This window comes from Devosia sp. LjRoot3, assembly GCF_964252865.1.
In the GTDB taxonomy this organism is placed as follows: Bacteria; Pseudomonadota; Alphaproteobacteria; order Rhizobiales; family Devosiaceae; genus Devosia.
Genome location: NZ_CAXUPK020000003.1, coordinates 319,520 through 332,755, shown reverse-complemented (window position 1 = coordinate 332,755; position 13,236 = coordinate 319,520). Strand labels below are relative to the sequence as shown.

The following is a 13,236-nucleotide window of genomic DNA, read 5'->3' as shown; positions in this document are numbered from 1 at the left end:
GGGGACCCATTCAGTGACCTTGGCATGATCGCGCTACGTCCGCGATCTGCCCCCTCGGACCCCGCTGGGGCGGGGGTTGGGGGAAGGGGCTTTGTCCCTAGCCAGTGAGGCCGTCTATGCTTCGATTTCTCGCCATGCGCATTCTGGGCGCGATACCGCTGCTCTTTTTGCTCAGCGTCGTGACCTTTGCCATCATCCAGGCGCCTCCGGGCGACTATGGTGACACGATCCGTTCCATGTTGATGAACCAGGGCGGCGTGCCCGCGGCACAAGCCGAGGCGCAGGCCGAGATCTATCGCGAGGCCAATGGCCTCAACGATCCCATGATCATGCAGTATTTCCGCTGGATCACCGGCATCGTGACCCGGTTCGATTTCGGCCACTCGTTCTTCTACAACAAGCCCGTGGGGCAGGTGGTTATGGAGCGCCTGCCGGCGACCATCGCGCTGGCGCTGGTGTGCCACGTCCTGGCTTCGGTGCTGGGCATTGGCCTCGGCATCGTCGCAGCGACCCGCCAGTATTCCTGGGCCGATACGCTGCTTGGCATCGTCTCCTTCCTCGGCATGACAGTGCCGCGCTTCCTGCTGGCGATCATCATTCTCTACCTGCTGGTCTTCCGACTCAATGTCAGCGAGGTGGGCATGTTCTTCTCGGCCAAGTATGGCGGGGCGCCATGGAGCTGGGACAAGTTCGTCAACCTCGTGCAGCATGTGTGGCCGGTGGTGTTCATCGCCACGTTTGGCGGGCTCGCCTACAATATGCGTGTGATGCGGGCCAACCTGCTCGACGTGCTCAACAGCCACTATGTCGAGACGGCGCGGGCCAAGGGCCTGCCGGAAAGCGCCGTGATCATGAAGCATGCCGTGCCCAATGCGCTGCATCCTCTGGTTGCCTATCAGGGCGTGGTGCTCCCCTACATGCTCACGGGCGAAATCGAAGTCGCCATCGTCTTTGGTCTCGCCACGGTCGGGCCGGCCATTGTCGGCTCCATGGGTGTCGGCGACGTCTACGTGACCGCCACCTTTATGCTGGTGCTCGCGACGACGCTGATCATCGGCAATATCATCGCTGACCTGTTGCTGGTCGCACTCGATCCACGCATTCGCCTGGGAGGTAAGGCCGAATGACCAAGGTCGATACACATTCATCCATTCCGTTGCCGACCGATGTCGCGGGCGGCCCCGCGCCAACCCCGGCTGAAGAGGCTGATGTTGCGCCTGTCGTCTCGCGCTATGGCTCGGGCAACGAAACCTATGCCGCGCTGGTCTGGCGCCGGTTCAAGCGCTCGATCATGGGCGTTATCGGACTGGTTCTGGTTGCGCTGCTGATCTTTGTGTCCATCTTTGCCGACTTCTTTGCGCCGATGGACCCCAAGGCCACCAACCTGCCGTTTGCGCCGCCGGATGTCATTTCCTTCACCGATCCAGACGGCAATTTCAGCCTTATCCCGTGGGTTTATCCCATTGGAGATACGGGGGAATTCGATCCAGTGACGTTCCAGCCGCTGACCGGGCCGGTGCTGGATAATCCGACGCCGACGGGGTTCTTCGTTCAGGGGCATTCGTACAATATCCTGTGGCTCATTCCGTCCAATATCCACTTCTTCGGCTCGACCGATGGGCGACCGATCCAACTGCTGGGCACGGATAAGTTCGGGCGGGATATTCTCTCGCGTGGCATTGTCGGCTCGCGGATTTCGCTGACCATTGCTCTCGTGGTGGTGGCGCTGACGACGGTGGTCGGGACGCTGGTTGGTATCAGTTCGGGCTATATTGGCGGGCGGCTTGATGCCTGGGTGCAGCGGTTTGTCGAGTTCGTATTGGCGTTTCCGCAATTGCCGCTCTACCTGGCGCTGACTTCGCTGATACCCGTCACCGCGCCATCCAATGTGTTCCTGACCTTCGTGATCTTCGTCATGGCGGTGTTGGGGTGGGCGCAGCTTAGTCGAGAGGTACGTTCGAAGACGCTGTCGCTGGCGCGGATTGACTATGTGCGGGCGGCGATTGCGGTGGGCTCGTCGGATGGACGCATCATTACGCGGCATATCCTGCCTAATGTTTTGAGCCACATCATCGTGTCGATCACGCTGGCTATTCCGAGCGTGGTGCTGCTCGAAAGCTTCCTCGGGTTCCTCGGCTTTGCCGTGAAGCCGCCGCTGATTTCCTGGGGGCTCATGCTGCAGGATACGGGGACGTTCTCGGTGATCGGGTCTTATCCGTGGATCCTCTCGCCGGTGATCTTCGTGCTGATCACTGTTTTTGCCTTCAACGCGCTGGGTGACGGCCTGCGCGATGCCATCGATCCCTATTGAGGACGCGAAAATGACAACAAGCAATTTTGCGCCCGCCGAACGGCACGACCTGGGATCGCATGGGCGAGAACTGATCCTAGATGCCCGCAATGTCGCGGTCGACTTCAAGGTCGAAGGCGGGGTGGTGCAGGCGGTGAAGGACGTGTCGTTTCAGCTGCACAAGGGCGAGACCATTGCCCTCGTGGGGGAGAGCGGTTCGGGCAAGTCGGTGACGGCGCGTACGCTGATGAAGCTGCTTACGAAGCGCGCCACCATCGGCAAGAACACGCGCATTACGCTTTCGGGCAAGAATGTCGTGACGATGAACGATCGTGACATGCGAAAACTGCGCGGCAATGACATTGCGATGATCTTTCAGGAGCCGATGAGCTCGCTGAACCCGGTCTATACGATCGGTCAGCAGATCTGCGAGATCATTCACCTGCACAACAGGGTTTCGGCCAAGGAAGCCATGGTGCGGGCGGAAAAGCTGCTCGAGGAAGTGAAAATTCCCGAGCCGGCGGCGCGGCTGAAGCAATATCCGCATCAGCTTTCGGGCGGGCAGCGGCAGCGCGTGATGATCGCCATGGCGCTGGCCAATCGGCCCGACGTTCTCATTGCCGATGAACCGACGACGGCGCTCGACGTGACCGTGCAGGCGCAGATCCTCAATCTCATCAAGGAGTTGAAGGACAAGTACGGCATGGCGGTGATCCTGATCACCCATGACCTGACCGTGGTCCGGCAATTCTCCGACTATGTCTATGTGATGCAGAACGGGGCTGTGCAGGAGCACAACGAGACCGAGGCGCTGTTTGCCAATCCGCAGCACGCCTATACCCGGCATCTGCTGGCATCCGAACCCAAGGGCACGGCGCTGCCGCTCGAAGAGGGCGTGCATGAGACGGTGCTTGAGGGCAAGGAGGTGAAGGTCACCTATACGCTCAAGCGCGGTGGCATGTTCAATCCGGACTTCTTTGAACTCAAGGCCGTGGACAATCTCGACATCAAGCTGATGCGGCACGAGACGCTGGGCATCGTGGGCGAGAGCGGGTCGGGCAAGACCACGTTCGGGCAGGCGCTGATCCGGCTTATCGGCAATCAGGGCGGGCAGATTTTCTTTGATGGCGAGCCGATCCACGACAAGGATCGCAAGGCGATGCGGCCGCTGCGCTCTCGAATGCAGATCGTGTTCCAAGACCCGTTTGCGAGCCTTAATCCGCGCATGTCGATCGGCCAGATCATCGAGGAAGGCCTGATCGTCAATGGGCTCGGCGCCAATCGCAATGAGCGGCTGGAGCGGGTGCGGCAGGCGCTGCGCGATGCGGGCATGCCGGACACGATCCTCAACCGTTTCCCGCATGAATTCTCGGGCGGGCAGCGCCAGCGTATCGCCATTGCCCGGGCCATTGCGCTCGAGCCTGAATTCATCCTGCTCGACGAGCCGACTTCGGCGCTCGATCTTTCGGTGCAGGCCCAGATCATCGATCTGCTGCGAAAACTGCAGAACGAAAAGGGCCTCTCCTATCTCTTCATTTCGCACGACCTCAAAGTCGTGCGGGCCCTTTGCCATCGGGTGATGGTGATGCAACACGGCAAGATCGTGGAGCAGGGGCCCGTCAACGAAGTTCTCACCAATCCCCAAACCGAATATACGGCTCGGCTTGTCCGCGCCGCATTCGAAATCGCTGCCTGACGACTGGAGTCTTTCTCAAAATGGCGAACCCCAAAATTACGTTTATCGGCGCCGGCTCATCGGTGTTCATGAAGAATATCGTTGGCGATATTCTGCAGCGCCCGGCGCTGGCTGGTGCGCAGATCCGCCTGATGGACATCAATCCGACGCGGCTTGAAGAAAGCGCCATCATTGCCAAGAAGCTGGTGGCGACGCTGGGCGTGCCAGCGACTGTTGAGACGTTCTCGAACCAGCGCCAGGCGCTGGACGGCACCAATTTCGTCGTCGTCTGCTTCCAGATCGGCGGCTATGAGCCCTCCACGGTCGTCGATTTCGACGTGCCCAAGAAGTACAACCTGCGCCAGACGATTGCCGATACGCTTGGCGTCGGCGGCATCATGCGTGGCCTGCGTACGGTGCCGCACCTCTGGAGCATCTGCGAGGATATGCTGCAGGTGGCGCCCGACGCGATCATGCTGCAATACGTCAACCCGATGGCGATAAACACCTGGGCGATCTCGGAAAAATACCCGACGATCAAGCAGGTCGGTCTTTGCCACTCGGTGCAGGGCACTGCCATGGAATTGGCGCACGACCTCGACATTCCCTACGAGGAAATCCGCTATCGCTCGGCCGGCATCAACCACATGGCCTTCTATCTCAAGTTCGAGCACCGCCAGGCCGACGGGACCTACAAGGACCTATATCCCGAACTTCATCGCGCCTATCGCGAGGGCCGTGCACCCAAGCCCGGTTGGAATCCGCGCTGCCCGAACAAGGTGCGCTACGAGATGATGACGCGCCTCGGTTACTTCGTGACCGAAAGCTCCGAGCACTTTGCCGAGTACACGCCCTATTTCATCAAGGAAGGGCGCGAGGACATCATCGAGAAATTCGGCATTCCGCTCGATGAATATCCCAAGCGCTGCGTCGAGCAGATCGCCAAGTGGAAGCAGACCTCGGAGGACTATCGCAAGGCTGATCGGATCGAGGTCAAGCAGTCCAAGGAATATGCTTCGTCGATCGTCAACTCCGTCTGGACCGGCGAGCCTTCGGTGATCTACGGCAACCTGCGCAACAATGGCGTCATCACCTCGCTGCCGTATAACGCGGCGGTGGAAGTGCCCTGCCTCGTTGACGACAATGGGCTGCAGCCGACCTATATCGGCGAGCTGCCGCCGCAGCTTACGGCGCTGATCCGCACCAATATCAACGTTCAGGAACTGACGGTTCGCGCGCTGATCGAGGAAAATCGCGAGCATATCTATCACGCGGCGATGATGGACCCGCATACGGCCGCGGAACTGGATCTGGATCAGATCTGGAACCTGGTGGACGACCTGCTGGATGCCCATGGCACGATGTTGCCGGAATGGGCGCGCGGGCCGCGCAAGCAGCGCGTGGCGTAAAGTTGGGTTTTCCCAACAGGGGCCTCGGTGTGGAAGCACCGGGGCCTTTTTGTTTTGGGAGCTCGCCACCTGTCACGGCGTCATTCCCGCGGAAGCGGGAATCCCTACTTGGTGCCGGAAACAGAGATCCCCGCTTTCGCGGGGATGACACCGTGGGTGGGGGTGCGGGGTAGGGCGTTGGGCAGCTACTCGCCCTTGCCAAACAGCTTGTTGAGCATGTCGGCCATGGGGCCGGATTTTGGCACTTCGGCCTGGGGCTTGCTGGTGCGCGCCTGGCGGATGTGGCTTTGGGCTTTGGGGGCTGCCTTGGGCTCTTCGCTGCCCTTGGCTGCCAGTGCCAGCTTGTTCATGAAGCCGGCGTCGTCGCCGGCCAGAAGCATGCCGGCGTGGCGGCCGATGTCGTCGAGGAGGGGATCGAGCCAGGTCTTGTCGGCCTTGGCGAAGTCGCCGAGGACGTGGTGGGTGACGAATTCCTTGCCGGGATGGCCAATGCCGAGGCGGACGCGCTTGTAGTCGAGGCCGATCTGCGGGTCGATGGAGCGCAGGCCATTGTGGCCGCCATTGCCGCCGCCGACCTTCACGCGGACCTTGCCGGGGGCGAGGTCGAGTTCGTCGTAGAAGACCACGATGTCGGCGGGTGGGATTTTGTAGAAGCTGGCGACTTTCTGCACGCTATCGCCGGACTTGTTCATGAACGTCTGCGGCTTGAGGAGCAGCACGCGCTCGCTGCCGATAGTGCCTTCGGCGAGGAGCCCGGAGTTCTTGGACTTCCAGCCGGAAATGCCATTGGCGCGTGCGATCGCGTCGACGGCCATGAAGCCGATATTGTGGCGATTGCCTTCATATTGGCCGCCCGGGTTGCCCAGGCCGACAAGCAGTTTCATGGCGCGCTCTATTCAAGAAAAGACGTTGGGACAGGGAATAGCTGTAGCAGCCTGTCGTGAGAAGCCCCGGTGCTTCAAAACAGAGGTTCCCGCTTTCGCGGGGATGACACCGAGGATTGAAAATAAAAGGGGCGACCCGAAGGCCGCCCCCAAAAGTTTTGAGCTTGATCCGATTACTCGGCCGAAGCTTCGCCTTCTTCGGCAGCATCGCCGCCGCTGGACTTCAGGGCCGACGGAGCAACGATGGTCGCGATGGTCACGTCCGCTTCGTGGCTGTGGTCAGCAGAGCCCTTGGGGAGCTTGATGTTCGAGATGTGGACGGTGTCACCGATATCTAGGCCGGTCAGGTCGACGGTCACGAATTCCGGGATGCTGTCCGCAGAAACGGTCAGATCGAGGGTGTGGTGCACGATGTTCAGCGTACCGCCACGCTTCAGGCCGGGGCTGGCTTCTTCGTTTTCGAAGTGAACCGGAACCTGAACGTTGATCTTGGCGCCCTTGGCGACGCGCAGGAAGTCGATGTGGATCGGCTGATCCATGACGACGTCAAGCTGGTAATCGCGCGGGATGACCTTGTGGATCGTGCCATCGACGTCGAGGTCGAGGATGTGGGACTTGAAGCCACCGGCGTAGATGAACTTCAGCGCGTCCTTGTAGGCCACGGAAACGGTGACGGGGGGCTTCTTGTCACCATAGATAACTGCGGGAACGAGTCCCTGACGACGAGCTTCGCGAGCGGCCCCCTTGCCCACTCCGTTGCGCGCCTGTGCCTTGAGCACTTTGGTCTCAGCCATGGAAAGTATCCATTTGGTTGGTGTATGCGTCATCACAACAGCATACGCGCCCGTCCTCCAGGGGTGACGAGCGCTTCATGCGCCGGGCTATAGAGGAAAGGGGGGATGGGAGCAAGGGATTCTGCGGGTTTGGGGCGATACTTCTCTCTCCTCCGCACGATGTCATTCCCGCGAAAGCGGGAACCCCTGTTCAGAAAACGGAGGTTCCCGCTTTCGCGGGAATGACACGGTGGAAAAAGACGAGTGCGGTGAGGATTGGCTAGCCTGCCAAAAGCTCCGCCCTTCTCGCCTCCAGCCAATCGCGAATGGCTGGATCGGTGGAAAGGCCCATGGCCAGCGTCAGCGCTTCATGTGCAGCTTCCCGGTTACCGGTTTCAGCCAGCAGCCGGCCGCGGACGGCCCAGTAGGGTTGGTAGTCGGCCATGCGCTTGTCCTCGGCAAGCGGCGCGATGCTGGCGAGGGCGGCAGCGGGGCCTTCGGTTTCGGCGAGGGCCGCGGCGCGGTTGAGGAGGACGACGGGCGAGCCGGTCATGGCGTGGAGGATGTCGTAGAGTTTTACCACGATCGGCCAGTTGTCGGCGCCGGTGAGGCGGCGGACGATGTGGGCGGACTGAATTGCGGCTTCGAGCTGGCAGCGGCCGGTGGGGCCGGCGCTGCTGGCGGCGCGGAGGAGAGCTTCGGCGGTGTCGATGGCTTCCATGTCCCAAAGGACCGTGTCCTGCTCGTCGAGAGGCACATAGGCGCCGCTGGGGCTGCGCCGGGCAGCGCGGCGGGAGTGGGAATAGAGCATGAGGGCAAGCATGCCCTTGGCTTCGGGGGAGGTTGGCAGGAGCGCGACGACGAGGCGGCCGAGCCAGATGGCTTCTTGGGCCAGTTGGCCGCCGGCATCGCCGACGAGGTCGTTCCAGCCTTTTGCATAAGCGGCGTAGATGGCTTCTAGAACGGCGTCGAGACGTTCGGGCAGGTCGGCGGTGTCGGGGATTTCGAAGGCGATGCCGAGTTCGGCGATGCGCGATTTGGCGCGGACGAGGCGCTGGCCCATGGTGGCGGCGGGGATGAGGAAGGCGGCGCCGATATCGGCAGCGGTGAGGCCCAAAATGGTCTGGAGGATCAGCGGACTGCGCAGGGCTGCGTCGATGTCGGGATGGGCGCAGGCGAACATCAAAGCAAGGCGGCGATCGGGGATGGCTTCCGGGGTCATGGCGAGGTCATCCAGTTCTTCGCGCATCAGGGTGAGATGCATTTCGCCCGATTTGCTGGTGCCGGCGCGACGGTAGGCATCGGTCTGGCGGCGGCGGGCGACGGTGAGCAGCCAAGCGTCGGGGTTGGCCGGAACGCCCTGTTCCGGCCATGAGGTAAGGGCGCTGGCAAAGGCTTCTGCCAGCGCGTCTTCGGCACCCGCGACATCGCGGGTGCGGGCGGCGAGGAAAGCGAGGAGGCGCCCGTAGCTTTCGCGGGCGGCTCGTTCGGCGGCTCGCCTCGCGGTGTCGGTCACCAGTTCTTGTCCGGCTGGACGATGGGGCGGATTTCGATGGTGCCGTATTTGCTGGCTGGGCAAAGCTCGGCCCATTTGACGGCTTCATCAAAATCCTTGGCTTCGATGAAGAAATAGCCGCCGAGCTGTTCCTTGGCGTCGGAATAGGGGCCATCGACGACGCGGGTTTCGCCATCGCGGGTGCGGACGGTTTTTCCCCGGGTGGGGGACTGCATGCGTTCGCCCGGAGCAGCGCCCTCGGCCTTGGCGAGAGCTTCGTTGAAGGCGCCCCAGGCGGCATAGAGCGCCTGCTGGCCGGCGGGATCGCCCATATTGGTTTCGTCGTGGTGGATCAGCATCATATAGCGCATTTTGGTCACTCCTCGGTTACGGAACCGCCTTCGGCGCACCAGGGCGCTTCATTGGCGGAAATGGTGTTCATGATCGGACGAATTTCGATGGGGCCCCATTGGGCGGCGGGACAGCGGGCGGCCCATTTGACGGCCGCATCCATGTCTTCGCATTCGATGACGAAGAGCCCGCCGAATTGCTCGCGGGCTTCGGCATAGGGGCCTTCTTCCACCTTCAGCGTGCCGCCCTGATTGATGAAGGCGCCGTCGATGTTCTTCACCTCGCCGCCGTCCATACGGAGCGTGCGGGCGTCTTGAGTCATGCCCAGAGCCGAAGTGGAGATGAAGGCGCCGGCTTTCTCCAGGGCCTGCTGATAGGCGTACATGCCTTCCATGGCCTTGGCCATCTGCTCGGGCGGGATGGCGGCGCCGGCCTTTTCTTCGGCGTAGAGCATCAGGAGGAAACGCATCGCACTCGTCCTTTCATGGTTGGCCGCTGTTTTTGTAGTGCGGCACAACAATGTCGGGGAGGGGAAGCGGTTTTCGACAGGGATGCGAAAAAAGATGAAGCGCCTGAGCCGTTGAATCCGGCTAGGCGCTTCTTCAGTCGAAGAGGCTCGACACGCTCTGTTCGCTGGCGGTGCGGGCGATGGCTTCGCCGATGAGGGCGGCAATGCTGATGCGGCGGATATTGGCGGCGGCCTTGGTGGCGGGGGTCTCTTCGATGGAGTCCGTTACCACCAGCTCCTTGAGCTTGCTGCCGGCGATGCGCTCGGCGGCGCCTTCGGAGAGGACGCCGTGAGTGATGTAGGCGGAAACCTCATTGGCGCCGGCCTTGAGGAGGGCATCGGCGGCGTTCACGAGCGTGCCGCCGGAGTCGACGATGTCGTCGATAAGAATGCACGACTTGCCGGAGACGTCGCCGATGATGTTCATCACTTCGGACACGCCGGCCTTGGGGCGGCGCTTGTCGACGATGGCGAGATCGGTGCCGAGGCGCTGGGCCACGGCGCGGGCGCGGGCCACGCCGCCGACGTCGGGCGACACGATCATGGTGTTGTCGAGCTTATAATTGTCGAGAATGTCGCGGGTGATGATCGGCGCGGCATAGAGATTGTCGGTCGGGATATCGAAGAAGCCCTGGATCTGGGCGGCGTGCAGATCGAGCGTGATGACGCGGTTGACGCCGGCTTCGGCGATCAGGTTGGACACCAGCTTGGCCGAAATCGGGGTACGGCCGGCGGCGCGGCGATCCTGACGGGCATAGCCGAAATAGGGCAGGACAGCCGTGATGCGGCGTGCCGAAGACCGGCGCAGGGCGTCGGTGAGGATCAGCAGTTCCATCAGGTTGTCATTGGCCGGGTAGCTGGTCGACTGCAGCATGAAGACGTCTTCGCCGCGGACGTTTTCGTGGATTTCGACAAAGACCTCTTTGTCGGCGAAGCGTTTGACCGTGCAATCTGTCAGGGGAAGCTCAAGATAGCTGGCGACGGCTTGGGCGAGGGCACGATTGGAGTTGCCAGTCACCAGTTTCATGAGGGCGATCCTGTCTCAACCAGTCCCCGGGGAGGAGGGACCTTCCAGTTTCGCGGGCAGCTTTATCGAGTCATTTTTATGACTGCAACGCCCCATTGGTCTCATGCGTAAATTTAAGCCTAAGCGAGGCCGATAACGGCGATCTGTCGGCCGGTCCGGGTTTGCTGATGCGTGGCATAGCGATGGGAGAAAAAGCGGGTGGGTTCGGCATAGGTGCAAAGGGCCGTGTCGGTGATCTCAGCGAGACCCAGGGCGCGGGCCTGGATGGCGAGATAACCGGGAAGATCGAAGTGGGGCTTGCCGCCGGGCGGGGTCATGAAGGCGGCTTCGGTGTTCGCATTCTGATTCAAGGCGTCGGCCCTAAACTGTTCACCGACTTCGTAATTCTGCTGGCTGATCGTCGGGCCGATGGCGAGCTGGATGCGGCGGCGCTGGGCGCCTAGGGCTTCCATGGCGGCGACGGTGTTTTCCAAGATGCCGTCTACAGCTCCGCGCCAGCCAGCATGGGCGGCGCCGACGATGCCGGCGTGGCGATCGAGGAAGAGGAGGGGAGAACAGTCGGCGGTGAGGACGCCGATGAGCACGTCGGCGCGGCGGGTCACGATCGCGTCAGCTTCGACGGTGCGATCGGGGATGGCGCCGGCTTCGACGGTGACGACGCGGTTGGAGTGGACCTGTTTCAGGGTCACAAGCGGCGCGCCGCCCAGGGTTTTGACGACGAGGGCGCGGTTTTCTTCGACGGCTTCGGCGTCGTCGCCGACCGAGTGGGAGACGTTGAGGCCGGCGAAGTCGCCCGTGGAAACGCCACCGTGGCGGCCGAAGAAGCCGTGGCGGACGACGTCGCTATCGGTCAGCGATTGGACGGAGGCGAAGTCTATCATGCGGCGAACCCTGGGGGATTAAGGCCGGGGGAGTGGGCGCAGAAGACCTTGAAGAGGTCGCCCATCTGGTCTTTCGCAACCAGGCGCTGATGGGCGATCTGGATGTCGCTGGCGGAGCCGGGATTGGCGCCGGAAAGGGCTTTGGCGCGTTCGGCTATGCCGAGGCGGGTGAGGAATTCGCCTTGGGTGGCAAGGGGTTGGACGGCGAGGCCAACTTCCTGAGTCACCGCGGCGAGGGCGCCGAAATCCACATGGGCGGAGAGGTCGGTTTCACCGGGTTCTTCGAGGACGTCGGCATAGGCGTGATTGCGGACCCCTTGCAGGGTGTCGCCGGTCTGGGTGCGGGCATAGCCGTAGTCCACGGCGAGGATGCTACCGCCTTGTTTGGCAACCATTTTTGCGAGGCGCGACATGACTTCGCCGCCAGCAAAGCAGACTTCGAACATGCTGTCGGGTTCGGCATTGGCGACGGCGGTGGGCATGGTTTCGTTGGGGATCGGCGTGGGGGAAAGGCCGAAGGCGCGCTTGCCGTCGATGAGGCCGACGAGACGTTCGTGCCAGCCGTCTGGTTTGCGGATGAACTGGCGGATGGGGAGGGCGTCGAAGAACTCGTTGGCGACCACGAGGATCGGGCCGTCGTCGAATTGCTCAAAGTTTTCAAGCCATTGTGGCTCGTAGCTTTCGAGGCGATTCCGTTGTTCGACCGTCAATGCCGGGTTGGTTTCGAAGAGTTTTAGCTTGAGGCCATCGCGGAAGCCGGGGGCGCGGCAGGCGACGCGGAGGATGTCGGCCATGAGGGTTCCGCGGCCGGGTCCGAGTTCGACGAGATTGAAGCTTTTCGGCTCGTCCATCTGTTGCCAGACATTGACGAGGTGAAAACCGATAAGCTCCCCAAACATCTGGGAAATTTCGGGCGCGGTGATGAAGTCGCCCTTGGCTCCGAGTGGGTCGGAGCCCTTGTAGTAGCCCTTGGTCGGGTGGGTGAGGCAGAGACCCATATAGGTGGCGACGGAGATGGGACCGCCTGCGGTGATCTGGAGGTCGATCTGCTGTGCCAGTGTTAGCGGACTGTTCACGTTGAGATGCTCCTAGGGGCGCAATGCGTTAACGGGGCGGGTCGTCGCGTAAATGACGAGGATGAGGCCGCCGAGAAGAATGGGAAGGCTGAGGACCTGACCCATGGTGAGCCAGCCGCCATAGAGATAGCCGAGCTGCTGATCGGGCAGGCGGACGAATTCGACGAGGATGCGCGAGAGGGCGTAGCCGATGGCGAAGATGCCGGCGACGAGACCGGGTTTACGCAGGGCGTAGAAGACGTGGGTGGCGAGGCGGATGATGAGGAAGAGCAGGAGGCCTTCGAGGGCAGCTTCATAGAGCTGGCTCGGATGGCGGGCGACCTGCAGGGGATCGGTTGGGAAGATCACGCCCCAGGGAAGGTCGGTGGGGGCGCCAAAGAGTTCGGCATTGATGAAATTGGCGATGCGGCCAAGGAAAATGCCGATGGTGGCGACGGCGCCCAGGAGGTCGAGCGAGGAGAGCCAATTGCCCTTTTTCGAGAGGGTGAAGAGGATGGCTGCCAGCATCAGGCCAAGCATGCCGCCGTGATAGGACATGCCGCCATCGAGGGTGTTGATGATCTCGAGCGGGTTCTGAAGATAATAGGGCAGGTTGTAGAAGAGCACGTAGCCGGTGCGGCCGCCGATGACGATGGCGAGCATGGCCCAGAAGGCAAAATCCCAAATATCCTTGGCGGGGAAGGGCGGGGCGCCCTTGTGCCAGAGGCGCTCGTTTCGCAGCAGCAGGTAGCCATAGCCGGCGCCGAGCAGCACGCCGAAGAGATAGGCGAGCGCATACCAGCGAATGGCGACGGGGCCGATGGCGAAGGCGATTGGGTCGATATTGGGGAAGGGCAAGTTCTGTCCTTTTGCCGGCGCGGCCAGTTC

Annotated in this window: 13 protein-coding genes; 4 read left to right on the top strand and 9 right to left on the bottom strand. The window is 62.0% G+C overall.

Going from position 1 to position 13,236, the window contains the following annotated elements; all coding sequences use genetic code 11:
• The first annotated feature begins 116 nt into the window (after positions 1-116).
• Genes ACSQ2A_RS12640 through ACSQ2A_RS12625 form a run of 4 tightly spaced genes read left to right on the top strand, consistent with a single transcriptional unit; the run spans position 117 to position 5,374 of the window.
• Positions 117-1,127 carry an ABC transporter permease gene (locus ACSQ2A_RS12640; protein WP_436072526.1) on the top strand — a complete coding sequence of 337 codons (1,011 nt, stop codon included), beginning with the start codon at positions 117-119 and terminating at the stop codon, positions 1,125-1,127.
• Positions 1,124-2,311, top strand: a complete 1,188-nt coding sequence (locus ACSQ2A_RS12635) for an ABC transporter permease (RefSeq protein WP_295412599.1) — start codon at positions 1,124-1,126, stop codon at positions 2,309-2,311. The genes ACSQ2A_RS12640 and ACSQ2A_RS12635 overlap by 4 nt, the downstream gene beginning before the upstream one ends.
• 10 nt (positions 2,312-2,321) lie before the next feature.
• The gene (locus tag ACSQ2A_RS12630) at positions 2,322-3,986 is read left to right on the top strand and encodes an ABC transporter ATP-binding protein (RefSeq protein WP_436072525.1); all 1,665 of its coding nucleotides are present in this window, start codon (positions 2,322-2,324) and stop codon (positions 3,984-3,986) included.
• A gap of 20 nt (positions 3,987-4,006) precedes the next feature.
• A complete protein-coding gene (locus ACSQ2A_RS12625) occupies positions 4,007-5,374 on the top strand; it encodes an alpha-glucosidase/alpha-galactosidase (RefSeq protein ID WP_436072524.1) in 1,368 nt (455 codons plus the stop codon).
• 185 nt (positions 5,375-5,559) lie between these two features.
• Here ACSQ2A_RS12625 and pth read toward each other — a convergent pair whose 3' ends face one another.
• From pth to lgt, 9 genes are all read right to left on the bottom strand, one after another.
• Entirely contained in the window at positions 5,560-6,258 is a 699-nt protein-coding gene (pth, locus tag ACSQ2A_RS12620; RefSeq protein ID WP_436072523.1) for an aminoacyl-tRNA hydrolase, read from the bottom strand.
• A 173-nt stretch (positions 6,259-6,431) separates the two neighbouring features.
• Positions 6,432-7,052 (bottom strand): 50S ribosomal protein L25/general stress protein Ctc, encoded by a 621-nt coding sequence (locus ACSQ2A_RS12615; RefSeq protein WP_295412594.1) that lies wholly within the window; start codon positions 7,050-7,052, stop codon positions 6,432-6,434.
• A gap of 259 nt (positions 7,053-7,311) precedes the next feature.
• Positions 7,312-8,547: an RNA polymerase sigma factor gene (locus ACSQ2A_RS12610; RefSeq protein WP_436072522.1), complete on the bottom strand. Its 1,236-nt coding sequence runs from the start codon at positions 8,545-8,547 to the stop codon at positions 7,312-7,314.
• Complete coding sequence (locus ACSQ2A_RS12605; protein WP_436072521.1) at positions 8,544-8,897, bottom strand: YciI family protein; 354 nt, start codon at positions 8,895-8,897, stop codon at positions 8,544-8,546. Before ACSQ2A_RS12605 ends, ACSQ2A_RS12610 begins: the two co-directional genes overlap by 4 nt.
• 5 nt (positions 8,898-8,902) lie before the next feature.
• Entirely contained in the window at positions 8,903-9,346 is a 444-nt protein-coding gene (locus tag ACSQ2A_RS12600) for a YciI family protein (protein WP_436072520.1), read from the bottom strand.
• A gap of 133 nt (positions 9,347-9,479) precedes the next feature.
• A complete protein-coding gene (locus tag ACSQ2A_RS12595; RefSeq protein ID WP_295412587.1) occupies positions 9,480-10,412 on the bottom strand; it encodes a ribose-phosphate pyrophosphokinase in 933 nt (310 codons plus the stop codon).
• 119 nt (positions 10,413-10,531) lie between these two features.
• Complete coding sequence (pgeF, locus tag ACSQ2A_RS12590; RefSeq protein WP_436072519.1) at positions 10,532-11,293, bottom strand: peptidoglycan editing factor PgeF; 762 nt, start codon at positions 11,291-11,293, stop codon at positions 10,532-10,534.
• Positions 11,290-12,369: a class I SAM-dependent methyltransferase gene (locus ACSQ2A_RS12585; RefSeq protein ID WP_436072518.1), complete on the bottom strand. Its 1,080-nt coding sequence runs from the start codon at positions 12,367-12,369 to the stop codon at positions 11,290-11,292. Before ACSQ2A_RS12585 ends, pgeF begins: the two co-directional genes overlap by 4 nt.
• A gap of 12 nt (positions 12,370-12,381) precedes the next feature.
• Positions 12,382-13,206, bottom strand: coding sequence for a prolipoprotein diacylglyceryl transferase (gene lgt, locus ACSQ2A_RS12580; protein WP_436072517.1), 825 nt, complete (start codon positions 13,204-13,206; stop codon positions 12,382-12,384).
• Between the last annotated feature and the right edge of the window lie 30 nt (positions 13,207-13,236).

Bases quoted from the DNA above. Each gene is read 5' to 3' on its own strand.
- ACSQ2A_RS12640 (WP_436072526.1), top strand. From the start codon at position 117: ATGCTTCGATTTCTCGCCATGCGCATTCTGGGCGCGATACCGCTGCTC.
- ACSQ2A_RS12635 (WP_295412599.1), top strand. From the start codon at position 1,124: ATGACCAAGGTCGATACACATTCATCCATTCCGTTGCCGACCGATGTC.
- ACSQ2A_RS12630 (WP_436072525.1), top strand. From the start codon at position 2,322: ATGACAACAAGCAATTTTGCGCCCGCCGAACGGCACGACCTGGGATCG.
- ACSQ2A_RS12625 (WP_436072524.1), top strand. From the start codon at position 4,007: ATGGCGAACCCCAAAATTACGTTTATCGGCGCCGGCTCATCGGTGTTC.
- pth (WP_436072523.1), bottom strand. From the start codon at position 6,258: ATGAAACTGCTTGTCGGCCTGGGCAACCCGGGCGGCCAATATGAAGGC.
- ACSQ2A_RS12615 (WP_295412594.1), bottom strand. From the start codon at position 7,052: ATGGCTGAGACCAAAGTGCTCAAGGCACAGGCGCGCAACGGAGTGGGC.
- ACSQ2A_RS12605 (WP_436072521.1), bottom strand. From the start codon at position 8,897: ATGCGCTATATGATGCTGATCCACCACGACGAAACCAATATGGGCGAT.
- ACSQ2A_RS12600 (WP_436072520.1), bottom strand. From the start codon at position 9,346: ATGCGTTTCCTCCTGATGCTCTACGCCGAAGAAAAGGCCGGCGCCGCC.
- ACSQ2A_RS12595 (WP_295412587.1), bottom strand. From the start codon at position 10,412: ATGAAACTGGTGACTGGCAACTCCAATCGTGCCCTCGCCCAAGCCGTC.
- pgeF (WP_436072519.1), bottom strand. From the start codon at position 11,293: ATGATAGACTTCGCCTCCGTCCAATCGCTGACCGATAGCGACGTCGTC.